This window comes from Bordetella muralis (assembly GCF_054781015.1).
Genome location: NZ_BAAGVF010000001.1, coordinates 302,610 through 327,786 on the forward strand (window position 1 = coordinate 302,610; position 25,177 = coordinate 327,786).

At 59.2% G+C, this 25,177-nt stretch carries 18 protein-coding genes; 12 read left to right on the plus strand and 6 right to left on the minus strand.

Going from position 1 to position 25,177, the window contains the following annotated elements; translation table 11 throughout:
• Positions 1-2 precede the first annotated feature (2 nt).
• The 3 genes from ACYVIT_RS01435 to ACYVIT_RS01445 all read right to left on the minus strand — a co-directional run bounded on the left by ACYVIT_RS01435 (position 3) and on the right by ACYVIT_RS01445 (position 3,583).
• Entirely contained in the window at positions 3-785 is a 783-nt protein-coding gene (locus ACYVIT_RS01435) for a hypothetical protein (protein ID WP_415807784.1), read from the minus strand.
• A gap of 41 nt (positions 786-826) precedes the next feature.
• Entirely contained in the window at positions 827-2,371 is a 1,545-nt protein-coding gene (locus ACYVIT_RS01440; protein WP_415807783.1) for a complex I subunit 4 family protein, read from the minus strand.
• Positions 2,372-2,671: 300 nt separating this feature from the next.
• Positions 2,672-3,583 carry a LysR substrate-binding domain-containing protein gene (locus tag ACYVIT_RS01445; RefSeq protein WP_415807782.1) on the minus strand — a complete coding sequence of 304 codons (912 nt, stop codon included), beginning with the start codon at positions 3,581-3,583 and terminating at the stop codon, positions 2,672-2,674.
• A gap of 178 nt (positions 3,584-3,761) precedes the next feature.
• Between ACYVIT_RS01445 and ACYVIT_RS01450 the strand changes: the two genes are divergently transcribed.
• From ACYVIT_RS01450 to ACYVIT_RS01460, 3 genes are all read left to right on the plus strand, one after another.
• Positions 3,762-5,795: a hydantoinase/oxoprolinase family protein gene (locus ACYVIT_RS01450; RefSeq protein WP_415807781.1), complete on the plus strand. Its 2,034-nt coding sequence runs from the start codon at positions 3,762-3,764 to the stop codon at positions 5,793-5,795.
• A gap of 21 nt (positions 5,796-5,816) precedes the next feature.
• The gene (locus ACYVIT_RS01455; protein WP_415807780.1) at positions 5,817-7,547 is read left to right on the plus strand and encodes a hydantoinase B/oxoprolinase family protein; all 1,731 of its coding nucleotides are present in this window, start codon (positions 5,817-5,819) and stop codon (positions 7,545-7,547) included.
• Between the two features lie 108 nt (positions 7,548-7,655).
• Entirely contained in the window at positions 7,656-8,564 is a 909-nt protein-coding gene (locus ACYVIT_RS01460; protein WP_415807779.1) for a Bug family tripartite tricarboxylate transporter substrate binding protein, read from the plus strand.
• A 45-nt stretch (positions 8,565-8,609) separates the two neighbouring features.
• On the opposite strand, the gene ACYVIT_RS01465 is transcribed toward ACYVIT_RS01460, so the two are convergent.
• Complete coding sequence (locus tag ACYVIT_RS01465) at positions 8,610-10,349, minus strand: ABC transporter ATP-binding protein (RefSeq protein ID WP_415807778.1); 1,740 nt, start codon at positions 10,347-10,349, stop codon at positions 8,610-8,612.
• Between the two features lie 272 nt (positions 10,350-10,621).
• Complete coding sequence (locus ACYVIT_RS01470) at positions 10,622-11,221, minus strand: ATP-dependent Clp protease proteolytic subunit (protein WP_415807777.1); 600 nt, start codon at positions 11,219-11,221, stop codon at positions 10,622-10,624.
• A gap of 55 nt (positions 11,222-11,276) precedes the next feature.
• On the opposite strand from ACYVIT_RS01470, the gene ACYVIT_RS01475 reads away from it, so the two are divergent.
• The 3 genes from ACYVIT_RS01475 (at position 11,277) to ACYVIT_RS01485 (ending at position 15,195) form a co-directional block, all read left to right on the plus strand.
• Complete coding sequence (locus tag ACYVIT_RS01475) at positions 11,277-12,071, plus strand: RNA polymerase sigma factor (RefSeq protein ID WP_415807776.1); 795 nt, start codon at positions 11,277-11,279, stop codon at positions 12,069-12,071.
• A gap of 149 nt (positions 12,072-12,220) precedes the next feature.
• Positions 12,221-13,234 (plus strand): asparaginase, encoded by a 1,014-nt coding sequence (locus tag ACYVIT_RS01480; protein WP_415807827.1) that lies wholly within the window; start codon positions 12,221-12,223, stop codon positions 13,232-13,234.
• Positions 13,235-13,692: 458 nt separating this feature from the next.
• Positions 13,693-15,195 (plus strand): PAS domain S-box protein, encoded by a 1,503-nt coding sequence (locus ACYVIT_RS01485; protein WP_415807775.1) that lies wholly within the window; start codon positions 13,693-13,695, stop codon positions 15,193-15,195.
• Positions 15,196-15,248: 53 nt separating this feature from the next.
• On the opposite strand, the gene ACYVIT_RS01490 is transcribed toward ACYVIT_RS01485, so the two are convergent.
• The gene (locus ACYVIT_RS01490; protein WP_460478141.1) at positions 15,249-16,166 is read right to left on the minus strand and encodes a LysR family transcriptional regulator; all 918 of its coding nucleotides are present in this window, start codon (positions 16,164-16,166) and stop codon (positions 15,249-15,251) included.
• 176 nt (positions 16,167-16,342) lie between these two features.
• Here ACYVIT_RS01490 and ACYVIT_RS01495 point away from each other — a divergent pair, with 176 nt between their 5' ends.
• The 6 genes from ACYVIT_RS01495 to ACYVIT_RS01520 all read left to right on the plus strand — a co-directional run bounded on the left by ACYVIT_RS01495 (position 16,343) and on the right by ACYVIT_RS01520 (position 25,174).
• Entirely contained in the window at positions 16,343-17,656 is a 1,314-nt protein-coding gene (locus ACYVIT_RS01495; protein WP_415807773.1) for an MFS transporter, read from the plus strand.
• Positions 17,657-17,664: 8 nt separating this feature from the next.
• Positions 17,665-19,206 carry a M81 family metallopeptidase gene (locus tag ACYVIT_RS01500; RefSeq protein ID WP_415807772.1) on the plus strand — a complete coding sequence of 514 codons (1,542 nt, stop codon included), beginning with the start codon at positions 17,665-17,667 and terminating at the stop codon, positions 19,204-19,206.
• Between the two features lie 571 nt (positions 19,207-19,777).
• Positions 19,778-20,980, plus strand: coding sequence for a macrolide transporter subunit MacA (gene macA, locus ACYVIT_RS01505; RefSeq protein ID WP_415807771.1), 1,203 nt, complete (start codon positions 19,778-19,780; stop codon positions 20,978-20,980).
• An 11-nt stretch (positions 20,981-20,991) separates the two neighbouring features.
• The gene (locus ACYVIT_RS01510; protein WP_415807770.1) at positions 20,992-22,980 is read left to right on the plus strand and encodes a MacB family efflux pump subunit; all 1,989 of its coding nucleotides are present in this window, start codon (positions 20,992-20,994) and stop codon (positions 22,978-22,980) included.
• Positions 22,977-24,365 carry an efflux transporter outer membrane subunit gene (locus ACYVIT_RS01515; protein ID WP_415807769.1) on the plus strand — a complete coding sequence of 463 codons (1,389 nt, stop codon included), beginning with the start codon at positions 22,977-22,979 and terminating at the stop codon, positions 24,363-24,365. The genes ACYVIT_RS01510 and ACYVIT_RS01515 overlap by 4 nt, the downstream gene beginning before the upstream one ends.
• 359 nt (positions 24,366-24,724) lie before the next feature.
• Entirely contained in the window at positions 24,725-25,174 is a 450-nt protein-coding gene (locus ACYVIT_RS01520; protein WP_415807768.1) for a tripartite tricarboxylate transporter TctB family protein, read from the plus strand.
• Positions 25,175-25,177 lie beyond the last annotated feature (3 nt).

Here is a 25,177-nt window from a genome sequence, read left to right on the forward strand (position 1 = left end):
GGTTAAAAAGGCTCGTGATCGCGAGGCATTTTGTTCTCGGGCCAGCGCGTAAAAATCGCGTCTTGAGCTAACGCTCGGGCGCGCCACGCATTGAGCAGCTCGGCCAAGTCCTCGTGGGTCAGTCCATATGTCTCGGTCAGACCGGCATGGTGGCCGATGATGTGCCGGTTGAGCCGGGCCATGCCGGTACTGGCAACCGCCGTATCATCGAACGCGACAAGCTTGGTCAGTTTGTGATTTATGCTGGTCACCGTGAACTCGCTGCTGTCTTGCCAGTGCACTTTCTTGGTGTTCCAGATGGACTTCATTTCGAAACCGTCACGGTTCAAATGCAACGTGGTGCCACCACTGGCGGCACGCACGAGCAGCATGACCGAACCGAACAGAAAAAATGCGGCGCCAGGCCAGAGGATCAATTGTTTTATCAGAGCCAGCGTGTCGTTCAGCAGCATCCACAGGATCACCCCACCAAAGATCGCCGATAGCAGCGAGCACACGAGCAGCTTGATGGTGGTGGTTCTGAGCACGACAGGGCCCGGATAGCGGGCCAGCAGCGAGGCGGCAGTCCGCGTGTCACGCTGCAGCAGTCCTGGGCACATCTGCAAGACAAAAATCGCGGCGCACATCCCGAAGAACAGCGTGACAGGGATGCCCGCTTCGGCCCCATCCCGGATCATGCCTATGCCCAGGACAACGAACACGAGGCTGATCGCAAAGCATGCATAAGCGACAAAGCCTATGCGTTTTTTGCGGTTCGGTGTAGGGGGTGTAGATGGCTGAGTCATAGAGCGTTAGTGTAGTGGCTCTATGAGTCGTCGTTCAAACTTTAACCCGTCGCACCAGGGCGCTTCGCAATACTGCGGGGAACAATATGCGGCCCATGAATCCACGTGTCTTCGACGTGGGCGATGCGATGTTCTTCCATACTTTGTACAAGGTACTGTGTCGAAACATCAATATCGTCGGTAATGGGCTTGGGATCGATGCCGATACCGAGCACGAGCAGGGCCATCACGCTGAGCAATGCGAATTCGCGACGGCTCAGGTCCTTGAGTGCTGCAACGCGAGGATTGGTCACCATGCCGAAGATCACGCGCTTGTACATCCAGAGCGTATAGGCTGCGCTCAGGATCAGGGTCAGGGCCGCGATGGCGCCGATCCAGAAATTGGCTTTAATCGCCGCCATCAGCACCAGGAACTCGCCGACAAAACCCGATGTGCCCGGCATACCGATGTTGGCCATCGCGAACAGCATTGCGAACACGGCGAACTTCGGCATGGTCTGCACGACACCGCCATAGGCGTCGATCGTCGCGCTGTGGGTGCGATCGTAGAGCATGCCCGTGCACAGCAACATGGCGCCCGAGACAATCCCGTACGAGATCATTTGCATGACGGCGCCCGCCGTGCCCATATCCGAGAACATGAACAGGCCCAGCGTGACCAGGCCCATGTGGGATACCGTCGAATAGGCCAACAGCCTGCGCAGATCGGTCTGCATGAGCGCGACGATGCTGGCGTAGACCACGGCGATCAGCGAGAGCACGATCATCATCGGCGCCAGATAATGGCTGGCATCGGGCAGCAGGGGCAGGTTAAAACGCATCAGGCCATAGCCGCCCATTTTGAGCATGCCGAGCATGACGGCGGCGCCGGTTGGACCGTCGAGGTGAACGTTGGGCAGCCAGGTATGCACCGGCCACATGGGCACCTTTACGGAAAACGCACCGAGAAAACCGATGAACAGCGCGATCTGTACGCCAAACGGCAATTGCAATGCATGCCAACTCGCCAGATCGAAGCTCTTTGCTTCGAAGTAAAAATAAAGCACCGACACCAGCATCATCAATGAGCCGGTGAACGAAAAAAAGAAAAACTTGATCGCGGCGTGATTGCGGTTTTGACGTCCATACACGCCAATCAGCAGGTATAGCGGCAGCAGTGTGGCCTCGAAGAACACGAAGAACAGCAACCCGTCCTGTGCCGAGAATACGCCTTGCATCAGGCCCGAGAGCACCAGGAAACTGCCGTAATAGGCACCCATGCGTGAGTTGATCGTGCGCCATGATGCCAGCACTACCACGATCGTCGTCAGGGCCGTGAGTGTGATCATCCACAGCGAGATCCCGTCTACCCCCACGTGCCACGCGGCGTTGAATGACGGGATCCAGCGCGCATATTCCACGAACTGCAAACCGGCGGCCGACCGCTGGAAACCTAGTACGAGAGGGATGGCAGGGAGCGCGCTGACGCAAGCGGCAATGAGTGACAACCAGCGAACAGCATTGGGGTGCCGGTCGTTACCAAACGCCATGACAAGCGCGCCGGCCACGATGGGCACCCAGATCAACAACGACAGGGTGGGAAACATTTAAAGGACGTATCCTGGTGTGCTGCACAAAAATGGGGAGCAACATGCTCCTCATTGGCGCGACCGAGAACGAACTATGCCTGTGCGATTTCGAATGACAAAATCGCGGAAACCATTATGAATAAATGATTACAAGGCAAACGCCGGAATGTGGCGGCGCCAACGATGACGGAAAAGTATGCGAGTCGCGGACTTTTTTGCACCGCAGCGAATAGTACAGAGATTTTCTTTCAACGGCCTGACTACGCCGGTGTTAATCAATGGATGCCTCCGTATCGCGTAACCCCCTATGAACGGCAGTCAACTGTCCGAGGCAGGAAAGTTTTTGTCGAAAAGCACCTTCATCGCGCCGATGAAATCGTTGACCACTTTGGACCGTGGTTGATGTGATGGCAAGACCATCGAGAACGTATAGTAAATATCCGGAACGAGTGGCCGACAGACGATACGCGGATCCCGCAGCTGGGTGGCGGTGAAGGGATCTGAGATGGTAATCCCTAGCCCTGACGCGACGAGACTGCAGGCCGAGTGCGCGAACGTCGTTTCCATGACGTGCCGGCATCGTACCCCTGCCGAGGCCATCGCCATGTCGACACGTAGGCGAAGGGGGCTGTTCGAATGCAGCGAGATCAACGGCTGGTCGTGCAAATCCGTGATGCGCACGGCTTTTCTTCGAGCAAGCACATGGCCTCGGGGAAGTACGCAGACTGCTGCGACCGAGGCTTGCTGGAATGCATCGACGCCTGGGTACTCCGTGCCCATGAAGCCGATATAGCCAACGTCGACTTGATTCGCTGTCACTAATTCCAGTACGTCCTGTGATGGACAGACGTCCATGGAGACGGACACTTTGGGATGGGCTTGCGAAAACGCCTGAATACCCTCGCTCATAAATCCCAATCCCAATGCGCTGATGGTGGCGACGCGCAGGTTGCCGACCCGCGCCGCTTTGAGATCAAGCGCAACGCGTTCGATCGACTCCATGCCCTGATAAAAACGCTCTACCTCTCGGAAAAGCCGCCTGGCTTCTGCTCCGGGGATGAGGCGGTTGCCTTCGCGCCGGAATAGCCGGATAGATAGCGCTGTTTCCAGGTCCCTGATCAATCGGCTGACAGCGGGTTGGCTGATTTCCAGCAGTTCCGCCGCCAGCGTCATGCTGCCTGTCGACATGACTTTACGGAAGGCTTCGAGCTGTCTTGGATTGAGTGACATGGTGAATAGACCACCGGTATCTAAAGGAGAGGAGAGCGCTTTGAACGGACGCCACGAACGAGGCGATTGCTTGGAAAGCATAACATTCAATTATGTGCGTCCAATAATTTGTGTAGTTGTTTATGAGGGGCTGGCGCGCCAAGATGCACACATCGACGTTCATTGAATCGGAAAAGGCATGGTTCGGATAGGTATTGATGTGGGTGGCACGTTCACGGATTTCGTGATGGCCGATAGCGAGACGGGGGCGTTGTGTTATTTCAAAGTGCCATCGTCTCCTGCGGATCCGTCGATAGCGATTGCGCAAGGGGCGCGCGAAATGCTGGAGCGTTTCTCGGTCGAACCACGCGACGTCGCGTACTTCGGGCATGGCACTACGGTTGCGACCAATATGGTGATTGAACGCCGGGGCGTCACAACCGGGTTGGTGACAACCAAAGGCTTTCGCGATGTCCTAGCAATCGGGCGCCAGACTCGCCCCGCGCTATACGATCATGCGATTCATAAACCCGAACCACTCGTTCAGCGGCGTCATCGTGTGGAGGTAGACGAGCGCCTTGTCGCCAGCGGTGATGTGTTGCGAGAGCTGGATGAGGAATCACTGGCTGAACAGGTCAAAAAGCTGGTAGCCGATGGTGTGAAATCCATCGCGGTGGCATTCCTTCATTCCTACCGCAATCCCTCTCATGAAGAGCAGGCGCGTCGCGTAATCCAGCAAATGGCACCGCAGCTGCACGTCAGCATCTCTTATGAAGTGTTGCCTGAATTCCGGGAATTTGAGCGCACCTCGACGACGGTGCTCAACGCCTACGTCGCACCTCGCATGCAAACCTACCTGGATCGTTTACGCACTCGACTTAACGACGTCGGCGTGGGCGTTGAACCTCTGACATTCCATTCCAACGGCGGTTTGATGCCATTGAAAACGGTGGAAAATCTGCCGGTTCTCACGTGCCTGTCAGGCCCTGCAGCAGGCATCGTCGGCTCGGCGGTGATTGGAGCGGCAGCGGGAATCTCAGAGATCATTACGTTTGACGTGGGGGGCACGAGTACTGATGTGTCGCTCATTACGGGCGGCCATCCCAGTTTCACTTCGGATCGATTGGTCGCAGGACATCCCGTAAAAATGCCCATGGTGGATATTCACGTCGTGGGTGCCGGAGGCGGCAGCATTGCCAAGCTGGACGATGTGGGGGCACTGAAAGTCGGCCCAACGAGTGCCGGTGCGGTACCCGGACCCGTCGCGTTCGGGAAAGGCGGAGAGGAGGTCACGCTCACGGATGCGAATATCGTCCTGGGCCGGCTCAACGCAGAGAAGTTGCTTGATGGGCGTATGACGGTAGACCGAGACCGGGCGGTGGCCGTTATTGACGCGCGGATTGCACGGCCCTTGGGTTTGAGTGTAGAAGAAGCCGCTCATGGAATCTTGAAAATAGCGACGGCGAATATGAGCCGGGCCATTCGTGCCGTTTCGACGGAACACGGCTACGATCCGGCAGATTTCACGTTGTTCGCATTTGGCGGTGCAGGTCCCCTCCATGCTGTGGACGTGGCACAGGAGTGTGGGATCGGCCGTGTGCTAGTACCGAAAGAACCGGGTACGCTGTGTGCGCGTGGAATCCTGCTGGCTGACGTCAGCCGCGATTTTGTGCGTACGCAGTTGCTTCCTTTGAACGAAGATACCTGGCGTACTGTGGGACGTGTTCTGCAGGACATGCAGCAGGAGGGCGACAGGTGGTTGGCACAGGAAGATGTTCCGCAGGCCAATCGTCGATTCCATTTCCATATAGACGGCCGTTACCGCGGCCAAACTCACGATATCCGAGTCTTGGTGGACGCCGAGCGTGACGGCGATATGCAAGGATTTGTCGAGGCATTTCATCAGGCGCATCGTGCTCAGCACGGTCACGACAACCCGGGGCGAGTTATCGAGATCGTCAACTGTCGCGTACAAGCTGTTGGTCTGGTTCCCAAGAACAGTCTATCGATTGCTACACAGACGGCGACGGTGCCTTCATGGGATCAGCGGCGAGTATATTTTGGTCGCGACACGGGCTGGTTGATGACTACTGTTTATCGACGTGATTCGTTGCCCGCGGGAATGGAATTGGCGGGCCCCGTCATCATTGAGGAAATGAGCTCCACCACTATCGTGCTCCCTGGTCAGTCTGCCGTGATTGACCTGCTTGGAAATATCCTCATTCGAATCTAAAACGTCATAGCGAGCATATTCATGAGCCAACAACATGCTTTGCCGGAGCGGGACTTCGATCCCATTGCTGTCGAGGTATTCACCAATCGTCTTCTTGCCATCACTGAGTCGATGGCGAGCAACATCATGCGGGCTTCGTTCTCGCCACAGATCAAGGAGCGTAGAGATTTTTCCGTCGGGATGTTCGACCAGTTCGGGCGCTTGATCGCGCAGGGCACGCATATTCCTGTGCATCTGGGATCACTGATGGGATCCGTCGAGGCCGTGCTGGCCAGGTGGCCCGTAACCGAAATCCACGAAGGCGACGTGTATGTGTGCAACGACCCATACGCCGCAGGGGGAACACATCTGCCCGATATTTCCATTATTACGCCTGTTTTTGTCGATGGCTTGCTCGCGGCTTTTGCTGCCAATATCGGGCACCACTCCGATGTGGGAGGTGTCGTGCCTGGATCGACGTCCGCGAGTGCACGCAGTATCTACGAAGAAGGGCTGCGGATTCCCATTATTCGTGCCGCGCGGGCTCATCAGATCGACGATGACCTTATCGGGATGATCGCGCTGAATTCCCGGTTGCCCGAGGAGCGTGCGCTCGATCTGCGTGTTCAGATCGCTACCAACGAGAAAGGCGCGATTGCCGCTCAGACGTTGATCGGCCGTATGGGAGGCGCCGCCTGTTTCCAGCGCGCCGTGGATGATTTACTGCTCTACACCTTGCGCCGGACCGAGTATCGCATCGCCGCGCTTCCACAAGGCAGCATGGCCTTTACCACCTGGCTCGATGATGACGGCACTGGCCAAGGCGGCCGTGTGCCGTTGACCGCTACGGTCTACAAAGAGGGTAATCAGCTGGTGGTTGATCTGGCGGGCAGCGGCGCACAATCGCGCGGAGGCCTCAATGTATCGGAAAGTGCGCTGCGTGCGACGGTGTACTACTGCGTCAAGGCGATGCTGGATCCTGATCTCATGGCGAACCGGGGAATGGCCGATGCCATCGTCATCCGAGCACCCGAAGGGTCCATCGTCAATCCCCGATCGCCCGCAGCGTGCGGTGCGCGCACGATTACGTGTCAACGCCTCGCCGGCGCCATCATCGGCGCATTTCGAGGGCTTGTGCCGCGCGAAAGAACGATTGCTTCAAGCATGGATACCATGCCGACGATTTCGTTCTCAGGCGTTCATCCCGATAGCGGCGGCATTTATCTCTGCGGTGAGACCCTCGGCGGCGGATCGGGGGCCAGCGATATTGCCGACGGCATGGACGGTATTCATGTCCATATCACCAACTCCCGCAATTTGCCGACGGAGATACTCGAGCATGAATTTCCCCTGCGCGTCGAATATTACGGATTCGCCGTTGACTCTGGCGGTGCAGGGCGTCATCGCGGTGGCTTGGGAATCGTGCGTGAAGTTCGAGCACTGCAGGATGACACGATTTTCTCGGCACGCTCGGACAGTCATGTTCAAGGGGCTGCAGGGGCAGAGGGCGGCGGTGAGGGCGGACGTGGCAGACTGCTGCGCAACCCTGGGCGGGATAAGGAAGAAATCCTGTCGTCCAAGGTGAGGCATCTCGTCCTGGCAAAAGATGAGACTGTTCGCATTCAGACCCCGGGGGGAGCCGGATTTGGCGATCCCGCATTACGGTCATACCAAGCCCTGGCCGCGGACCTATTGGACGGTTTGGTCTCTACAGACGCCGCGCGCCAACTGTATGGTGAGGAACTGACTAACAAGGCTTTGGCTTTTCAATAATCACGTCTCAAGGGGATGAAAATGAAAAAGATCTGTTCAGTCGTCTCGCGATGTGCGGCACGGTTCGTTGCAGGCATTGGGTTTATCTTGATGACAACGAGCCCGTCGATGGCTCAGACGGACTATCCGGCTCGTCCGGTCAGGATAGTCGTTCCGTTCTCGGCCGGAGGCTCGACTGACCAGATCGCCCGTTCCCTGGCCGAAGGTTTGAGCAAACTCTGGCAGCAACCTGTGGTCATCGAAAATCGCGACGGGGCGAGCGGTTTGATCGGATCGCGGGTGGTCGCTGAGTCCCAGCCCGATGGATACACCTTGCTGTTCGGCACACAGACCACGCAATCCGTGTTGCCCCACATTGTGTCGCAGATGTCCTACGACGCGGAGCGCGCTTTTGTTCCGATAACAGAGCTGGTCTCCATTGCGCAGGTGTTGTCGGTGCCTCCGTCGTCTCCCTTTCGTTCCCTGGCAGAATTCGTGACGTATGCGAAAGGCCATCCAGGCGAATTGACCTTTGGCGGCGGCGTGGGGGCCACCACTCACATGGCAATGGAACTGTTCATGTCCCAGGCCGGTATACAGTTACTAGGCATCCCTTACAAGGGGTCCGCTCTGTCGATGAATGACTTGCTGGCAGGCCGTTTGGATTCGATGTTCGACGTCATTATGACCAGTCTTCCACACATCCAGGCAGGGCGTTTACGCGCATTGGCGGTGACCAGTGCACAACGACAGCCTCTCTTGCCCGATGTGCCCACGGTAGCCGAACTGGGATATTCCGGGTTCGAGACGAACGTTTGGTTTGCGTTGTTTGCACCACAAAATACACCGACCGAAATCGTTCAAAAAATTGCCGAAGATAGTCGCAAAGTAATGACCGAACCTGCGCGCCGCCGCATTTTCAATGAATCGGGCTTTCAGATCATCGCCAGTGATCCGGCCACTTTTGCAGAACGGGTTCGGCTTGAAAACGAAAAGTGGCGGCAGGTGGTCAAAAGGGCCAATATCAAGCTGGAGTGAGGACCGATACGCGGATTGGCCTCGACCGCCCGTCAGCACGATAGATCAATGCGCACGCCGAGCCAATACTTCATCACGCGGGCCTGCATCCACCACGCGTCCCGCTTCCATGACGACGATCGTGTCAAAACGGCTGAGCAAGCTGGGCCGATGCACGGATGCCACGATACACGCCGAGGGAAACGCCGCGTACATGCGATCGAATACCTGCCCCTCGGCTTGCGGGTCCAGCGCGCTGGTGGGCTCATCCAGCAGCAGCAAGGAACTGCCTTGCGCCGCCAATGCCCCCCGTGACAGGGCCAGGCGCTGCCGCTGTCCGCCCGACAGATTGCTGCCGCGTTCGTTGACCGGGCTGGCCAGGCCGTCGGGCATGCGCTGCAGCACTTCGTCGAACACGCCAGTATGTACGGCGGACTGCAATGCTGCTGACGTGGCGGGTTCGCCAAAGGTCAGGTTCTCTTGCACGCTGGCTTCGAACACCTCGGCTTCTTGCGGGATGAGTGTCGCCAATGTGCGCAGTTCACTCCAGTCTACTGATTTGCCGTCGCGCAACAGGTCGCCTTGCTGCGGCGGATAGAGACCGGCCAGCGTGCGCAGCAGAGTGCTCTTGCCGCCGCCGCTGGGACCGATCAGCGCGATGCGCGACCCTCGACGCAATACCAGATCGACGTCATGCAACCCGCCGCGCCCATCGGCGGAATAGCTCCACGTGAGGCCGCGCAGTGCCAAGGTTTGCCATGGCGCATCGGGCACGATGGCGGGCACGGCGGCCTGCGGATTGCCCGGCGCCTGCCAGATGGGTTCGGCACTGCTGAAGTCAGTGTGGATTCTTGAGAAACTCTGGAAATTCGAGGCAATGGCGCTGACGACCGAGGCGACTTGCTGGGCATACTGATAGATCATGAAGATCGTGCCCAGCAGCACGGCTTGTCCGGGTTCGCGATGTTGCAGCACGTAGTGGACCACGAGTATCCAGGTCAGGCCCATGCCCATCAGGTCTACCACGCACCACTTGACCTCGTTGACCCAGAGCGCCCGGCGCAGCGGTACCATCACTGTTTCCAGGCGACGGCCCAGGATTTTGCGCGAAGCAGCTTGCAGCCGCAGACCGATTACCGTCCCTGCATTGCTGACAAAATCGAGCAGCGCCGCAACATAACGGCGTTCCTCATCGTTCTCGGAACGCGCCAACCGCATCAGCACGAGGTCGAAACGCAAGGTGATGAGTGCAATCACCAGGTAGCCGCCAACGGCAATGCTGCCGCTGGCCTGAGACAGCAGGAACAACGCTACCAGCGGGCCAACGAAGTTCAAGGCACTGTGCAAATAGCCATACATGCCCCGTGCGAATGTCGACAAGGCACGGCTGGATTGCAGCACGCGGTGCTGCAAGTCGCCGGAGTGACGGCCATCGCGCCAGGTCAGCGGCGCGGCAGCGATACGGGCGTAGAGCTCGTCGGCCAGTTGTTCGCGTGCACGCACGCCTACCTGACCTTCCAGTACGCGTCCGGGACCATGAAATACCCAATGCATCGCATAGCAACTGACCAGGAACATGATCCACAGTCCGGCCGTCGGCATATCGTTTTGCTGTAGGGCATTGATGGCATGGCCGGCCAACCAGGGCAAGGTCAGCTTGATCAACTGCGCACCGGACAGCAGGGTGATTGCGCCGATCAGGTGCCGACGCTTGCCTTCGGCATAGCGCCAGAGCGCACCACACAGCTCGAGCGCTGCGCGGGTCATGCCGATAGAGGAAGACGATGAGGATGAATCAAGTTTCATTATGCAGGGCAGGCAGGTCGGACTGGCTTGGCAGGGTTAGGTAGAGCATTCCTGTGGGGCAGTCTGTTGGTTCAACAGCGTCACCTGAAACGCTTGGTCCCGCTTAGTAGGTGTGAATGATTAATGGCTTCCATTTACCGCCTGCGATGTCGACTGTGATCTCCACAGCGCATCGGTATGGATCGAGCTTGCGACGTACCATAGGCGTTCAACGAGTCCGTGCATAGATTTTCATTAGTATAGTTAATATACCTATATATAAACTGAGCGTTTTATCTTAGGTCCAGCTCACGTTTGTGTTGGATGATGCTCGACACCAGGCCATAGGCGACGGCGTCTTCAGCGGGCATCCACAGGTCGCGTTCGATGTCCACGCGCACCCGTTCGATAGGTTGGCCGGTTTCGCGCGCGATGACCTGCGCGATACGTTCGCGCGCCTTGATAATCTCTTTCGCCTGTAGCGCCATGTCGCTGGCAGAACCGCCTGCTCCGCCACTGGGTTGGTGAATGAGAAAGCGGGTTTGCGGCAGGCAGTAGCGGCGCTCGCGGGGTGCTCCTAAAAAAAGGTGAGTAGCCGCGCTGCCAACCCATCCGGTGCCGACCATGTTGACCGGCGCCGAAATAAAGCGCACCACATCATGGATCGCATCCCCTGATTCTAGATGTCCTCCCGGGGATGAGACGATAACGGTAATTGGTGCGTCCGAGTCGGCATCCAACGCCAGCAGTTTGCGCACCGTTTCGGACGCAAGTGTGTCCGTAACGGTACCGAATACCAGGACCATCCTGGAGCGAAATGCCTTTTCTTCCAGAAAGGTGCTGTCGCGCGGTGACGAAGGTCCCGGTTGCGTATCTATCTGTTGTGCAAACATATACTATTGTTCCTTGGTGTTGATTCATTTAGTAGACGAACGAACAGGTGTTTGCGTGACATATCCAGACGACTCTGCTTTTTCAACCGATGATGAAGCACTGCACCGCCGCCTAGTCCGGCTGGCTCGCCATTGGTTGTCCGTCGGCGAGGAGGCAGAGGAACTGGCGCAGGACACATGGGAGCGCGCCCTGAATGGCACGCCGCCGTCCGACGCCAAGAGCCGCGAAGCCTGGATGATCACCGTGCTGCGCAACCTTTGCATCGATGCCTGGCGGCGTCAGGAGCGGCTACGGGTCATCAAGGATCGGCTTGTGGAGGATGGTTCACAGGCGTTTGGCGTGGACTCTCCCGAACGAATAGTCGAACAGGCACAGCGTGTAGAACAGGCTTTGCGGCATCTGGTTCGCGTCTTGCCGGCAGGCGAGGTCGCGATGGTTCTTCTGTATGAGGTGTTTGATTACACTCACGCCGAACTTGGCGCACTGACGGGGCGCAGCGAGGTTGCTTCGCGCCAGCAACTGCACCGTATATTGCAGCGGGTGCGCCGGATTGACCCGAAGGACGACCCCGTAGACGACGATTCAAGCGATTTTCTCGTTCTATGTCATTGGGCGTTGGCGCAACGCGATGCTGCTGGGTTGGTCGCAGTGTTGCGAACTTCACAGCCCCAGGCGATGGCGCTTTCGGTTCAGGCTGCTAGGCCTAAGGTCCACGACTCGGCGCAACTGCCAGTGGTCACACTGACTCGGATCAGCGATTTGTTCATCCCGCAGTTGTGGGCCATCAACGGCTTTTATTTTTATCGACCCGTTCTTGAGCAAGATATTCGGAGGTCTGTATCCGCCTGATGCGGGTCTTAAAGCCTCTTTGGGCAATGGTTGTCAATCAGGTCATGTCCCGATCCCATCTGTCTGACACCCGGGTATATGTAGTCCTTCCTATAGCAACAACCCGGGAGACGGTTTTGAAGAAACTACCATTCTTGATAGCGGGAGTAATGGCGATGGCGGCACAAGCGTATGCGCAGGACAAGCCCACGGTCCAGTTGATCGCCACAGGCGGCACGATCGCGATGAAGATCGATCCGGTCAAGAAGGCGCCGGTGCCCGCGATCTCCGGCGATGATTTGATGGCCACCGTCCCCGACGTCGCAAAGTACGCCAAAGTCGAAGTCAATAACCTATCCAACGTCCCCTCCGACTACATGGACCCGGTGCGCTGGACGGCCTTGACCAAGGCGGTTGAAGAAACGCTGAAACGCCCCGAAGTAGCAGGTGTAGTGGTCTCACACGGCACGGACACGCTCGAGGAAACCGCCTTCTGGCTGGATACGACCGTCAAGTCGGACAAGCCCGTGATCTTGATCGGCGCCCAGCGCAATGCTTCGTCATCGGACTTTGATGGCCCGCGTAACCTGCTCAACGCGGTACGCATCGCGGTCGACGAACAAGCGAAAGGCAAGGGCGCCATGCTGGCCATGAATAACCAGATCAACGCCGCGCGTTATGTCACAAAGACGCATACGGCCAATGTAGAGACCTTTCAGTCGGGCAGCTATGGCTTGATCGGTGAAGTCTATGCGGACAAGGTCGTCATCGACCGCGCACCGCTACGTCGCCAGCACATTCCGATTGTTGCCACGGAAATGCCTCGGGTGGATATCGTCGCCATGTACGGGGGCGCCGATGACCGCATGCTACGCAGTGCAGTCGATCAGGGTGCCAAGGGGATCGTGGTGCAGGCCCTGGGCATGGGCAACGTCAACATGCCCATGTTCGAGGGGATCAAATATGCGCTATCCAAAGGGGTGCCGGTGGTCATTTCGACCCGGGTACATAACGGCCGAGTCATGGCGAACTATGGTTTCGAGGGTGGCGGCAAGACGCTGGCCGATGCAGGCGCCATCATGGCGGGCGACCTGACTCCACAAAAATCGCGCATTCTGCTGATGTTGCTGCTGCAGCAGGGAAAAACGGGCAAGGAAGATATCCAGGCCGCGTTTGATCTGTAGCGGGATCGGCCAGCGGGTGCCTTTTCGTAGTGCCTAATCGAAATCGATCAGGCACTACCGCTGCCACTGGGATCGTTCCTAACCCAGTCAAGCCTCGGGTTGAGGCGCCTTGCCAGGCTCATTCGGACGGACAGGGCGCTTTGGTTCGTGTCGAAATGGATCGGGAGCGTCGCCGGGAGCAGGCTGCTGACGTCCGGGGGCATTTTTCCTTGGGAGATCGCCAGGGACCTGATTCGGACGGTCTGAATCCGGGCCGCTGGGCTGGCCGTTTTGATCTACGCTTTGCTGACTCACATTCATGGATATCTCCGTTGGATTGTAGAAAGCAGCATGACGCTGCATCAACATCCTAAATATCAAACAACAAGCTCGACAGATCGCGTCATACTGATTTTTCTAGTAATTTTGGCTCACTCGTCCGGCCGGCATTCGACTATCAATTGCATAAAAGGAGCGAGATGAAACAGTTGTCCACCGTCTTCACCACCGAACGCCGTCATCTCCTGGAAATTATCGATGGATTGGTAGAAGGCATCATCCTGATGGATATGAACCGGCATATCGCCTGGGCCAATGACACCGCCTTGTCTATGCATGGCGTCGCCGATCTTTCCGATCTCGGCGGCACGGCTTCCGGTTATCGCAAGCGCTATACGCTTCGATATCGTAATCAGCGCAAATTGCTGGCCGGCCAATATCCCATGCACCGCGCATTGGCCGGAGAGTCTTTCAACGATATCGTCGTGGAAGTCACCTGCACGCGCGATTCGGATTTCTATCGAGTCCATCAGGCCAGGAATTTGGTGCTCAGCGATGCACAAGGCAAGCCCGAGGGCATTGTGCTGGTCCTTCTGGACGTCACCGAGCGCTACAGCGCCGAAGAGCGCTTCGAGAAGACCTTCAACACTAATCCCGCTCCGGCAGTCATCTGTTCACTAGAGGACATGCATTACGTCAAGGTCAACCAGGGCTTTCTGCAGATGACGGGTTACGAGCGTCATAACGTCCTGGATCATCACTTTGATGAGATCGACATACTGGGTAATTCGCCGCAGCGAAAGATCGCCGAGGAACGGCTGACGGAGGGGCGGACCATCTCACAAATGGAAACCTGCATACCGTTGCCGGACGGCACCGACAAACTGGTGATCGTAGCCGGCCAACCGATAGAGATCGGCGATGCTCAATGCATGCTCTTTACTTTCAACGATCTGGAGCCGCGGCGCAAAGCGGAAAATGCACTGCGCTATAGCGAGGAGCGGTTTTCGAAAGCATTCCGGTTAGCACCCGTGCCTATGGTGTTGAGCACGCCTGAAGGCGATGTGTTGGAGGTCAACGACGCATTCGTCGAGACGACAGGCTACGCGTTAAACGCGCTGGGCGAAAAAAAGGCATTGGCCGATCTATGTGCTGAAGCTGCTTCCTATGACGAGACAATGGCCAGATTAGAGGAGGGGGCAGGGATTCGAAACCTGGAGTTCAAACTAAGCACGCAAGACGGACAAGTGCTGGATTGTCTGGTGTCAGCCGAACCTGTTGTTATCCAGGACCAACCCTGCATTCTGAGCGTGATCCAGGATATTACTGAGCGCAAGCGCAGCGAGACCGAGCTGATGGCTGCTATCCAAGCTGTCATGCAGGATACTTCCTGGTTCAGTCAGACGGTGATCGAGAAACTGGCCCAAATCCGCCAGCCGCAGGGTGCCCCCAAGGCCGATGCCCAACTGGCCGACCTTACGCCGCGTGAACGCGAGATACTTGGCCTGATGTGCCAAGGTTTGAGTGATCCCGATATTGCACAGCATCTGAGCGTGTCTCGTCACACGGTGCGCAATCATGTTGCGTCGCTGTACAGCAAGCTCCAGGTGCACCGGCGCAGTGCTGCGATCGTCTGGGCACGGGAACGCGGCATTGTGGGATATGAAAAGCCGCCGCGCGTCAGGCGAAAAGCCAACCGATAGTTTGATACTGGCAAAAATAGTATTTCCTTCGCTTTTTAGGTCCGATAGCGCTTTTAAATTTGCCCGGTAAAGAGCGGCAGTCGTGACTCGATACGACGCAGCAATTCGGCGGCCGCTGTCGACAGCGGCCGGCCCAATCGCACCATCAGTTGCATCTCAGCCTGATGCAGCACGGGGTGATCGACGGGCACCAATACCAATGACCCATTGGCCATGTCATGTGTGACGCCCAGGTCGGCCATTAGCACGACGCCCGCGCCGCTCAAGGCATAGTGCCGCAGCACGCCTAGCGAGTTCGTCGTCAAGGCGGGCGATATATGAATCTTCTCGGTGAACTCCAGCATGTCGACCATGCGCCGCAGCCCGTAAGGCGCCGTCATCAGCGCCAAGGGATGCTGCAGCAGTTCCGTGATCGAGATCGCCCTGCGACGCCGCGCCAGCGGATGATCGGCACGTACCAACGCGCCCACGGGGATACGCTGCTTTGCGCGCACTCGCACTTCGGGATGCTGAGGGGGATTGAACGCCAGGCCGATGTGCACACGGTCGCTGCGCACGGCTTGCACCACCTCGTCGACCGATGCGGTATTGATGCCGATGCGTATATCCGGGAACTCCTGACAATAGGGGGCCAGCGCATGCGTCATCAACGCTTCTATCATGCCTTCACTGAGGCTGATCTCGATACGCCCGCGCCGCATGCCTCGCAGGGCATGCAGCCTGTCTTCCAAGTGCTCGTGCTGGGCACGATAGCCTCTCAGGAATTCTTCTAGCATCTCGGCAGCTTCGGTTGGCGCCAATCCACGCGCTCGGCGCTCGAACAGCGGCAGGCCGACTTCTTTCTCCAGCAATTGGATCTGTCTGCTGATCACGGACGGTGACATGTCCAGCTTCTCAGCGGCGCCGCGTATTGATCCGCAGACGATGACTTCGTGCATGTAGCGCAAACGCGCCTGATTCAATTCGTTCATTGCGCTCGCCTGTCGACGTCTGATGCGTGTGTGTGCTGCCAGCCTCCGGCACAGCATGAGTGTTGCCTTAAAGCGAACGATAAGTGATAACCCGTGCATTGTCCACAACACTCCGGTCTGCGAAGATCGCGCCTGGAACTTGCATAACCACTACCACAACACATAGGGAAACTCGCATGAACCATGGCGCTACCTTGCCAGGAACCCGCGACGTATACGCGTCTGCGGACCTGTCCTCCATCTATCGCAAGATCAATTGGCGCCTGCTGCCACTACTCGTTCTCTGCTACACCTTTGCCTATCTGGATCGCGTCAATATCGGCTTTGCCAAGCTGCAGATGCAGGCCGACGTCGGCATTTCCGATGCGGTCTACGGATTGGGGGCAGGCATCTTCTTTCTGGGATACGTCCTGTTTGAAGTGCCCAGCAATCTGCTGCTGGTACGTATCGGCGCACGCAAGACGATCTGCCGCATCATGATTCTGTGGGGCCTGACCTCGGCCAGCATGCTGTTCGTGCAGGGCGAGTACAGCTTTTACGCGCTGCGCTTTCTGCTGGGCATATTCGAGGCGGGCTTTGCTCCCGGCATGATCTTTTTCCTGACCTACTGGTACTCCACCCGCCGTATGGCGGGCGTCATGGCAGTAGTGATGTGTGCCGGCCCCATCGGCGGCATGCTGGGCGGACCGGTGTCGGCCTGGATCATGACCCGCTTTAGCGGCGCGCACGGGCTGGACGGCTGGCAATGGATGTTCCTGCTGGAGGGGCTGCCCTGCGTGCTGTTGGGTATCGTGGCTTTCATATTCCTGGCTGACAAACCGGAAAAAGCCCGCTGGCTGTCGCCGCAAGAACGTGAATTGCTGGCGGCCGATCTGCAGACGCGGCAGGCCGCACACGCGACCCATGCATTCAAGGACGTACTGAAAGATCCCGGCATTTATGCGCTGGCTATCCCGTATTTCTGCCTCATCAGCGGTCTGTACGCTGTCAGTTTCTGGCTGCCGACTTTGTTGCAGCAATCGGGCCTGCGCGACACCATGCAGATTGGCATCTGGTCGGCAATCCCCTACATCGCCGCGATCGTGGCGATGTTCGTCCTGTCGCGCCACTCGGACCGGCGGCACGAGCGGCGTTGGCACGTGACTGCACCAGCCATTCTCGCCGGCGTCCTTCTGGTCGGCGCCCTGTCCGTACCCGATTATTTTCTATTGTCGATGGCGATGCTGGCGTTGGCTACAGCCTTGATGTGGGCTGCCTACACCGTATTCTGGGCTATCCCGTCGCAACACTTGAAAGGCCCGGCCGCAGCCGGCGGCATTGCGCTGATCAACAGCATAGGCCTGCTGGGCGGCTTTGTCAGTCCCTCATTGATAGGCTGGATCAAAACGTCGACCCAGTCACTGAACGCCGGCCTGTACGTCATCGCCGCACTACTCGTGGTCGGTGTCCTACCCATACTGTTTACTCGCCACGCTCGCATACAAGGATGAGCACTGCCATGAAAATTCTGGTCGCCGGTTTCCAACATGAGACCAATACTTTTGCACCCACGCAGACCGACTACGCAAACTTCGAGCGTGGCGAAGGTTTTCCCGCCATGACGCGGGGCGTGGATCTGCTGGCCTTCGCCGATATCAACATACCAGCCGGAGGCTTCATCCGCGCAGCGCAGGCAGCTGGACATCAGATCGAGCCAGTCATCTGGGCCGGCGCCAGCCCCGCGGCCCACGTCACGCGGGCAGCCTTTGAACGCATCGCGGCCGAGATCATCGATGCCGCAGAGCAGCGCAAGTATGACGCGATCTACCTGGACCTGCACGGCGCCATGGTCACGGTAGACGCCGATGACGGCGAGGGAGAGCTTCTGTCGCGGCTGCGCGCCCGCGTCGGCAAGGACGTGCCGATCGTGACCAGCCTGGACCTGCACGCCAACGTGACAACGGCAATGTTGCGTCACGCGAATGGCATGACCGCCTTTCGCACCTATCCGCACGTGGACATGGCCGACACGGGCGCTCGCGCTTATCAACTGCTCGAAGACTTGCTGAAGTCGGACGGCGCGTTGCACACGCGCTCAATGCGCTTGCCATTCTTGATCCCGATCAACGGAATGTGCTCCATGCTGGAGCCCGCAAAATCCATCTACGCTACGTTGGCATCGCTGGAAGACCGATTCGGTCTGGCATCCCTGTCATTCTCTCCAGGTTTTCCAGCGGCGGACTTTCCCGAATGCGGGCCAGTCGTGTGGGGACATGGTCGAGATCCCGAGGCGGTAGAGCAGGCCGTGCAAGCACTGTATGACGCCGTGCTGCAGGCCGAACCGCTATGGGCCGTTCCGTTTCTCGAGCCGTCGGAGGCCGTACGCCAAGCCCAGGCCTTGGCGCGGGATGCGGACCGGCCGGTAGTCATCGCCGACACGCAGGACAATCCGGGTGCAGGAGGCGACTCGAACACCACAGGCATGCTGCGCGCGCTGATCGAAGCCGATGCGCAAGGTGCTGCGCTGGGCCTGCTGTGGGATCCGCAAGCCGTACAGCAGGCAGTGCAGGCAGGAGTAGGCAACCGGGTCACCCTGTCTCTGGGCGGCAAGTCGCGCATACCTGGAGACGAGCCGGTGAATGCGGAGTTCGACGTCGAATACATTGGCGACGGCAAATGTCGTTTCGACGGTCCCATGATGCACGGCGTCCAAGCCGACGTAGGGCCGGTCGCCTGCTTGCGCCTGGGTGGAATCCGCGTGGTGGTCAGTTCTGGCAAATCACAAATGCTGGACCGGAATCTATTCCGTACGGGTAATGTGCAACCGGAACAGATGAAAATTCTGGTGGTGAAAAGCTCGGTGCATTTCCGCGCCGATTTCCAGCCTATCGCTCAGGATATCTTGGTAGCGAAAGCGCCTGGCCCCATGAAGGCCGACAGTGCTGACTTGCCCTGGACGCGCTTGGCGCCGGGAATGCGCATGCGCCCGATGGGCGAGCCATTTGCGCCGCCATCTGCAAACGCTGCCCCAGACCGCGTCACAGGAACGGTGCTCCCATGAAAAACGTGGGGAAGCCTCAGTATTGACTAAGAACCAGCCACTCGTGAACGCTCCACGGGTGGTTGGTTCTGTTCCGCAATCGTGTGAAGGGAGATCACAGTCCTTCACACCTGGGACGAGATCAGCCTAGCAGGCCGCCGCCCAGCAGGCCGTTCAGCAGATTGTTGACGAGGCCGAGAACAGTACCCAACAAGTTGTTGACGAGATCCATAATGACTCCGTAAATAATGGTCACAACACGGAAATGCATTGTGATCCTTTGTCATTCTCAGCGAGTGATGCAGTTGTTGTCAAGACCGTTTTTTTCAAGTATTCGCAGTGTGTTTTGAGCTGCGCTAAGGGCTCGCCTTTAATGACGGAAGCGCATTTTTTTTGGCTAAAAGCCGGAAATGACAAGACAGATCCCGGCTGACGTCCGGGGAAGGCAGGGACTCAACGATCTGCTCAAGTGCGGCGACTCGCGCGATGGCCTGAATCATTGATCGAGTACTATTAGCGCGTTGGTGGCCAATCTCCGGCCGTCCCATCTCAGAGCTACCTGTTTCCATCTGTCTCAAGACTGCCGCATCGCATGCCCCACTCGACGACGAAGCCTTTGGGTAAAAGCAAGAGAAAACGTTATATATGGATCGCGGTGGCCGTGGCAGTGATGCTGTTGCTGGGCAAGATCTTGTTCTTCGGCGCGCCGCCCAAGCCCGATTACGCCACCGCCGAAGTCAAGGTGGCCGACATGGAAGACAGCGTGCTCGCTTCCGGCACCCTGGAAGCAGTGCGACAAGTCAGCGTGGGTGCCCAGGTATCGGGCCAGCTCAAATCGCTCAAGGTGCAACTGGGCGACGAAGTCCAACAGGGCCAGCTCGTCGCCGAGATCGACGACATGACTCAGCAGAACGATCTGCGCAACGCGCAGGCCGCGCTGGCAACTCGCAAGGCCGAACGCCAGGCCAAGCTCGCCACCCTGAAACAGGCTGAACTCGCCTATAAACGCCAGCGCCAGATGCTCGCCCGCGATGCCAGTTCCCGCGAAGATTTCGAGCAGGCCGAAGCCACTCTGAAAGTGACGCGCGCCGACATCGCGGCCCTGGACGCGCAAATCGCTCAGGCCGAGATCGAGGTTGACACGGCGCGGGTCAACCTTGGCTACACTCGTATCTCTTCGCCCATGGACGGCAAGGTGGTCGCCATCGTCACTAAGGAAGGCCAGACGGTGAACTCGATCCAGATCGCGCCCACCATCATCAAGGTGGCGCAGGTCGACACCATGACGGTGAAGGCGCAGATCTCGGAAGCCGACGTCACGCGCGTGCGGCCGGGCCAGAAGGTGTACTTCACGATCCTGGGCGAGCCGGACAAACGCCACTATGGCACGCTGCGGGCCATCGAACCGGCGCCCGACTCGATCCAGCGCGACGAAAGCACCAGTGCCCTCACCGGCGCGGCCTCGAGCGCCAGTGGCACCAGCGCGGCGGTGTACTACAACGGCTTGTTCGACGTACCCAATCCCGACGAAACGCTGCGTATCTCGATGACGGCGCAAGTCTTCATCGTGCTGGGCGAAGCGAAGCAGACACTGGTCATACCGTCATCGGCATTGGGCAAGCGCGGCGAGGACGGCCTCTATACCGTGCGGGTGATCGGTCCGGACGACAAACCAGTCGAACGCCAGATCAAAGTGGGCATGAACAACAATGTCAACGCCCAGGTACTGGAAGGCCTGGCGGCTGGCGACAAGGTAGTTTCGGCTGAGGCTGCCGCTCCTGCGACGCCGCTATGACGGAGCAGGCCATGCCGCCGCTCTCAGGCGAACATCCACTGATCAGCCTGCGCGATGTGTGGCGCGAATTCGCCGCCGGCGACCAGACCGTCGCCGTGCTGCGCGAGGTAAATCTGCGGATCGAAGCCGGCGAAATGGTGGCTATTGTGGGCGCCTCGGGGTCGGGCAAGTCCACCCTGATGAACATCCTGGGCTGCCTGGACCAGCCCAGCCGCGGGGTATACCAGGTCGACGGCCGCGCCACCGATACCATGGACCCCGACGAATTGGCCGAGTTGCGCCGCGAGCACTTCGGCTTCATCTTCCAGCGCTATCACCTGCTGTCCGATCTGACCGCGCAAGGCAACGTAGAAATGCCGGCCATCTATGCCGCCACGCCGCGCGCAGCGCGGCACACGCGTGCCCAGGCTCTGCTGCGCCGCCTGGGGTTGGACCAACGCCTGGACTACCGGCCCGGGCAATTGTCGGGCGGCCAGCAACAACGCGTGAGCATCGCGCGCGCCTTGATGAACGGCGGCCGCATCATCCTGGCCGACGAACCTACGGGCGCGCTGGACTCCCATACGGGCCAGGAGGTGCTGCGCATTCTCGAAGAGTTGAACGCGGCGGGACATACCGTGGTGATCGTCACGCACGATATGAGCGTGGCCCGGCACGCGCGGCGCATCATTGAAATCAGCGACGGCCGCATCGTGGCCGACCGCCGTAATGCCGAGACGCTGCCGGCACCTGCTGTGGCGCCCAGCGACCCGGTCCGCGCCGAGCCGCCGAGTGAGCGCGCCCGCCCCTGGCAGGCGGCGCTGGAACGCATCAACGAGTCACTGCACATGGCGCTGCTGGCCATGAATGCGCACCGGCTGCGCACTTTCCTGACCATGCTGGGCATCGTGATCGGCATTGCCGCGGTGGTCACTGTGGTGGCGCTGGGCGAAGGCTCGCGACAGAAAATCCTGGCCGACATTAGCGAGATCGGCACCAACACGGTCGGCATTTATCCGGGCAAGGACTTCGGTGATGAAAAGGCCAGCACCATCCGCACCCTGGTGCCTGCCGACGCGGACGCCCTGGCACGCCAGACGTACGTCGACAGTGTCACGCCCGAGGCCGCGACGACGGCCTCGTTGCGCTACCGGAATGTATCGGTCAATGGCTCGATCCAGGGGGTGGGCGAGCAGTTCTTCCGCGTGCGCGGCCTGAAACTGGCCCAGGGGCAGTTTTTCGATGCCGAGGCGGTGACGCGCCGCGCTCAGGAAGTGGTGATTGACGAGAACACCCGCAAGGCGCTGTTCGGTAACCATACCGACCCGATCGGGCAGGTGATTTTCCTGGGCACGGTACCGGCGCGCGTCGTCGGCGTGACCGTCCGCAAGGAGAGCCTGTTCGGCGACAGCCAGACGCTCAGCGTCTGGATTCCCTACACCACGGCGCTCAGCCGCTTGTTAGGCCAGCAACACCTGCGCAGCATCACCGTACGGGTCAGCGACGCCATGCCCACCAAGCTCGCCGAACAGGCCATCACGCGGCTGATGATGCAGCGCCATGGCGCCAAGGATTTCTTCGTCTTCAATACCGACACCATCCGCCAGACCATCGAGCGCACCACCACCACCATGACACTACTGGTGTCGGCGATTGCCGTCATCTCACTGGTGGTGGGCGGCATCGGCGTGATGAACATCATGCTGGTGTCGGTCACCGAGCGTACGCGCGAGATCGGTGTGCGCATGGCCGTGGGCGCGCGCCGCGGCGACATCATGCAACAGTTCCTGATCGAAGCCGTGCTGGTCTGCCTGATCGGCGGGATGCTGGGCATCCTGCTGTCGCTGGGCCTGGGCGTGCTGGTCGCGCAGGTGTCCGGCGGCAGCTTCCGCCTCATCTATTCCGGCGCCTCGATGGTGGCCGCCTTCGTGTGTTCCACGCTGATCGGCGTGGGCTTCGGTTACCTGCCGGCGCGCAACGCCGCCCGGCTCAACCCTGTCGAATCCCTGGCCAGAGAATGAGTCCCCTGTTTCCGAGCGTGCCCCGCCCCGTGCTTGCCTGCCTGTTAGCCGTACCGTTGGCGCTCGGCGGCTGCGGCCTGATGCGCACGGACTACGAGCGTCCGGCCGTACAAAGCCCCGCTACCTGGACGTACGATACTGCGCGGGACGTGGCGGCCGCAGGCGGCGTCTGGTGGCGCAACTTCAACGATCCCACGCTCGAGCGCCTGATCGACCAGGCGCTCGAGCGGAACAACGACCTGGCCGCTGCCGCTCTGCGCGTGCAGCAGGCTCGACTGCAGGCGGGCTTGGCGCGTTCGGACCAATTTCCCACGCTAGATGGCGAGATCGACCTCAGCCGCCAGCGCAACCTGCGCGGTGACCGCCAGATACTGCGCAGCAACCGCGCCAACCTGTCCGTGAGCTACGAGCTGGATCTGTGGGACCGCTTGCAGGCCCAGCGCGACGCTGCCGAATGGGAAGCCGCTGCCACCGAGCAGGACCGCGCCAGCGCCGCGCTGTCGCTAGTCGGCACCACGGCCACGCTCTATTGGCAAACGGCCTTCCTCAACCAGCGCCTGGCCAGCGCTGCCGACAGTATTGCCTACGCGCAGCGCACGCTGGAATTGGTGCAGTCGCAATACGACGCCGGAGGCGCCTCGGCGCTCGAAGTGGCAGAAGCGCGCCAGAACCTGGCCAGCCAGCAGGCGGCCCGTACAGAATTGGCGCAACAACGCGTGGAAGACCTCAACGCGATGGCCATCTTGTTCGACGGCCCGCCCGATCGCATCATGGCCGACCCGTTGCGCCTGCCTCCCACCACCTTGCCGCCGGTTCCGGCCGGCGTGCCGGCCGACCTGCTGGCGCGGCGCCCCGACCTGCGCGCCGCCGAACTGCGCTTGCGCGAAGCGCTGGCACAGACGGACGCCACGCGCGCCAGCTTCTATCCGCCGCTGGTGCTTACTGGCTCACTGGGCAGCAGCAGTACGGTACTGAGCAACCTGTTGCAGAATCCAGTGGGCACGTTGGGCGCAGGGCTGACGCTGCCATTCCTGAACTGGAACCAGATGCGGCTCAATATCCGCGTGTCCGAAACCGAATACGAGTTGCGCGTGGTGGAATTCCGGCAAGCCCTGTACCAGGCGATGGCGGACGTCGAAAACGCCCTGTCCGGCCGCACCCAACTCGCCGCGCGGGCCGACCTGCTGCAGCAATCGCTTGCCGCAGCGCGCCAGGCGGAAGACCTGTACGAAGTGCGCTACCGCAGCGGGGCAGTGTCGCTGCGTTTCTGGCTCGACGCGCAGGAAAAACGCCGTACCGCCGAGATCGAACTGGACCAGAACACACTGGACCGGCTGCTTAACCAGGTGAACCTGTACCAGGCCCTGGGCGGCGATACGCGCTGAGCGACCCGTCGGCGGCCGCTACGTGAGCAGCCGTGCGAGCAGTATGCCGGGCAGCGTATCACCACGAATAATTCACTGATCGTCACCTACCGCCCAATTCTTCATCTGAGACGTGTGCCAGCTGTCGAAAAGCGCGTCATTTTCGTATATGGATGTTCTTTGCCGTGGATGTTGCGTCCATCGGCAAGCTCATCGTGCATAACGTTCATCGATCCTTGGCATCCAGAAGAACCAATACATGACCAAAAAGTAAGGAAAAGCTCATTTGACGCGTAGGGGTTGCCCAAACAGATAATTCAGGTCGCGGTTTCGCACGCTGGAGCGGAGCTGATCTCGATAAATTCCAAGGAGACAACTGCATGCGTCGAGTCGACTACCGGGACTTGATTGGCGGCGTATTGATTACGCTTGCCGGCGCCGGGGCGATGTACCATTCCTTGACCACATTCACGCTCGGCACGCTCGACCGAATGGGGCCAGGGTACTTTCCCGCTCTCGTCGGCGGCCTGTTGATGCTGTGTGGGGTCATGATCATGATCCCTGCATTGCTGCGTGCGGGACCCATGCCAACCATCGAATTCAGACCATTGTTCTGGATCAGCCTTTCGGTGCTTGCGTTTGCGTTGCTGCTCAGGCCGTTCGGTCTGGTGCTCGCGATCATTGCGCAGAGCGTCATCGCCGGTATTTCCGATCGCAAACTGTCTTGGAAGGGCTCGCTGATCCTCGCTGTCGGCCTCTCCGTCGGAGCGGTTCTGGTTTTCAAAATAGGTCTGGGGATAATCCTGCCGGTCTTCGCATGGCCCTGGTAGGAG

Bases quoted from the DNA above. Each gene is read 5' to 3' on its own strand.
- ACYVIT_RS01435 (WP_415807784.1), bottom strand. From the start codon at position 785: ATGACTCAGCCATCTACACCCCCTACACCGAACCGCAAAAAACGCATA.
- ACYVIT_RS01470 (WP_415807777.1), bottom strand. From the start codon at position 11,221: ATGTTTGCACAACAGATAGATACGCAACCGGGACCTTCGTCACCGCGC.
- ACYVIT_RS01500 (WP_415807772.1), top strand. From the start codon at position 17,665: ATGAAAATTCTGGTCGCCGGTTTCCAACATGAGACCAATACTTTTGCA.
- ACYVIT_RS01495 (WP_415807773.1), top strand. From the start codon at position 16,343: ATGAACCATGGCGCTACCTTGCCAGGAACCCGCGACGTATACGCGTCT.
- ACYVIT_RS01520 (WP_415807768.1), top strand. From the start codon at position 24,725: ATGCGTCGAGTCGACTACCGGGACTTGATTGGCGGCGTATTGATTACG.
- ACYVIT_RS01485 (WP_415807775.1), top strand. From the start codon at position 13,693: ATGAAACAGTTGTCCACCGTCTTCACCACCGAACGCCGTCATCTCCTG.
- ACYVIT_RS01440 (WP_415807783.1), bottom strand. From the start codon at position 2,371: ATGTTTCCCACCCTGTCGTTGTTGATCTGGGTGCCCATCGTGGCCGGC.
- ACYVIT_RS01510 (WP_415807770.1), top strand. From the start codon at position 20,992: ATGCCGCCGCTCTCAGGCGAACATCCACTGATCAGCCTGCGCGATGTG.
- ACYVIT_RS01460 (WP_415807779.1), top strand. From the start codon at position 7,656: ATGGCTCAGACGGACTATCCGGCTCGTCCGGTCAGGATAGTCGTTCCG.
- ACYVIT_RS01480 (WP_415807827.1), top strand. From the start codon at position 12,221: ATGGCGATGGCGGCACAAGCGTATGCGCAGGACAAGCCCACGGTCCAG.
- macA (WP_415807771.1), top strand. From the start codon at position 19,778: ATGCCCCACTCGACGACGAAGCCTTTGGGTAAAAGCAAGAGAAAACGT.
- ACYVIT_RS01450 (WP_415807781.1), top strand. From the start codon at position 3,762: ATGGTTCGGATAGGTATTGATGTGGGTGGCACGTTCACGGATTTCGTG.
- ACYVIT_RS01515 (WP_415807769.1), top strand. From the start codon at position 22,977: ATGAGTCCCCTGTTTCCGAGCGTGCCCCGCCCCGTGCTTGCCTGCCTG.
- ACYVIT_RS01445 (WP_415807782.1), bottom strand. From the start codon at position 3,583: ATGTCACTCAATCCAAGACAGCTCGAAGCCTTCCGTAAAGTCATGTCG.
- ACYVIT_RS01490 (WP_460478141.1), bottom strand. From the start codon at position 16,166: ATGAACGAATTGAATCAGGCGCGTTTGCGCTACATGCACGAAGTCATC.
- ACYVIT_RS01465 (WP_415807778.1), bottom strand. From the start codon at position 10,349: ATGAAACTTGATTCATCCTCATCGTCTTCCTCTATCGGCATGACCCGC.
- ACYVIT_RS01455 (WP_415807780.1), top strand. From the start codon at position 5,817: ATGAGCCAACAACATGCTTTGCCGGAGCGGGACTTCGATCCCATTGCT.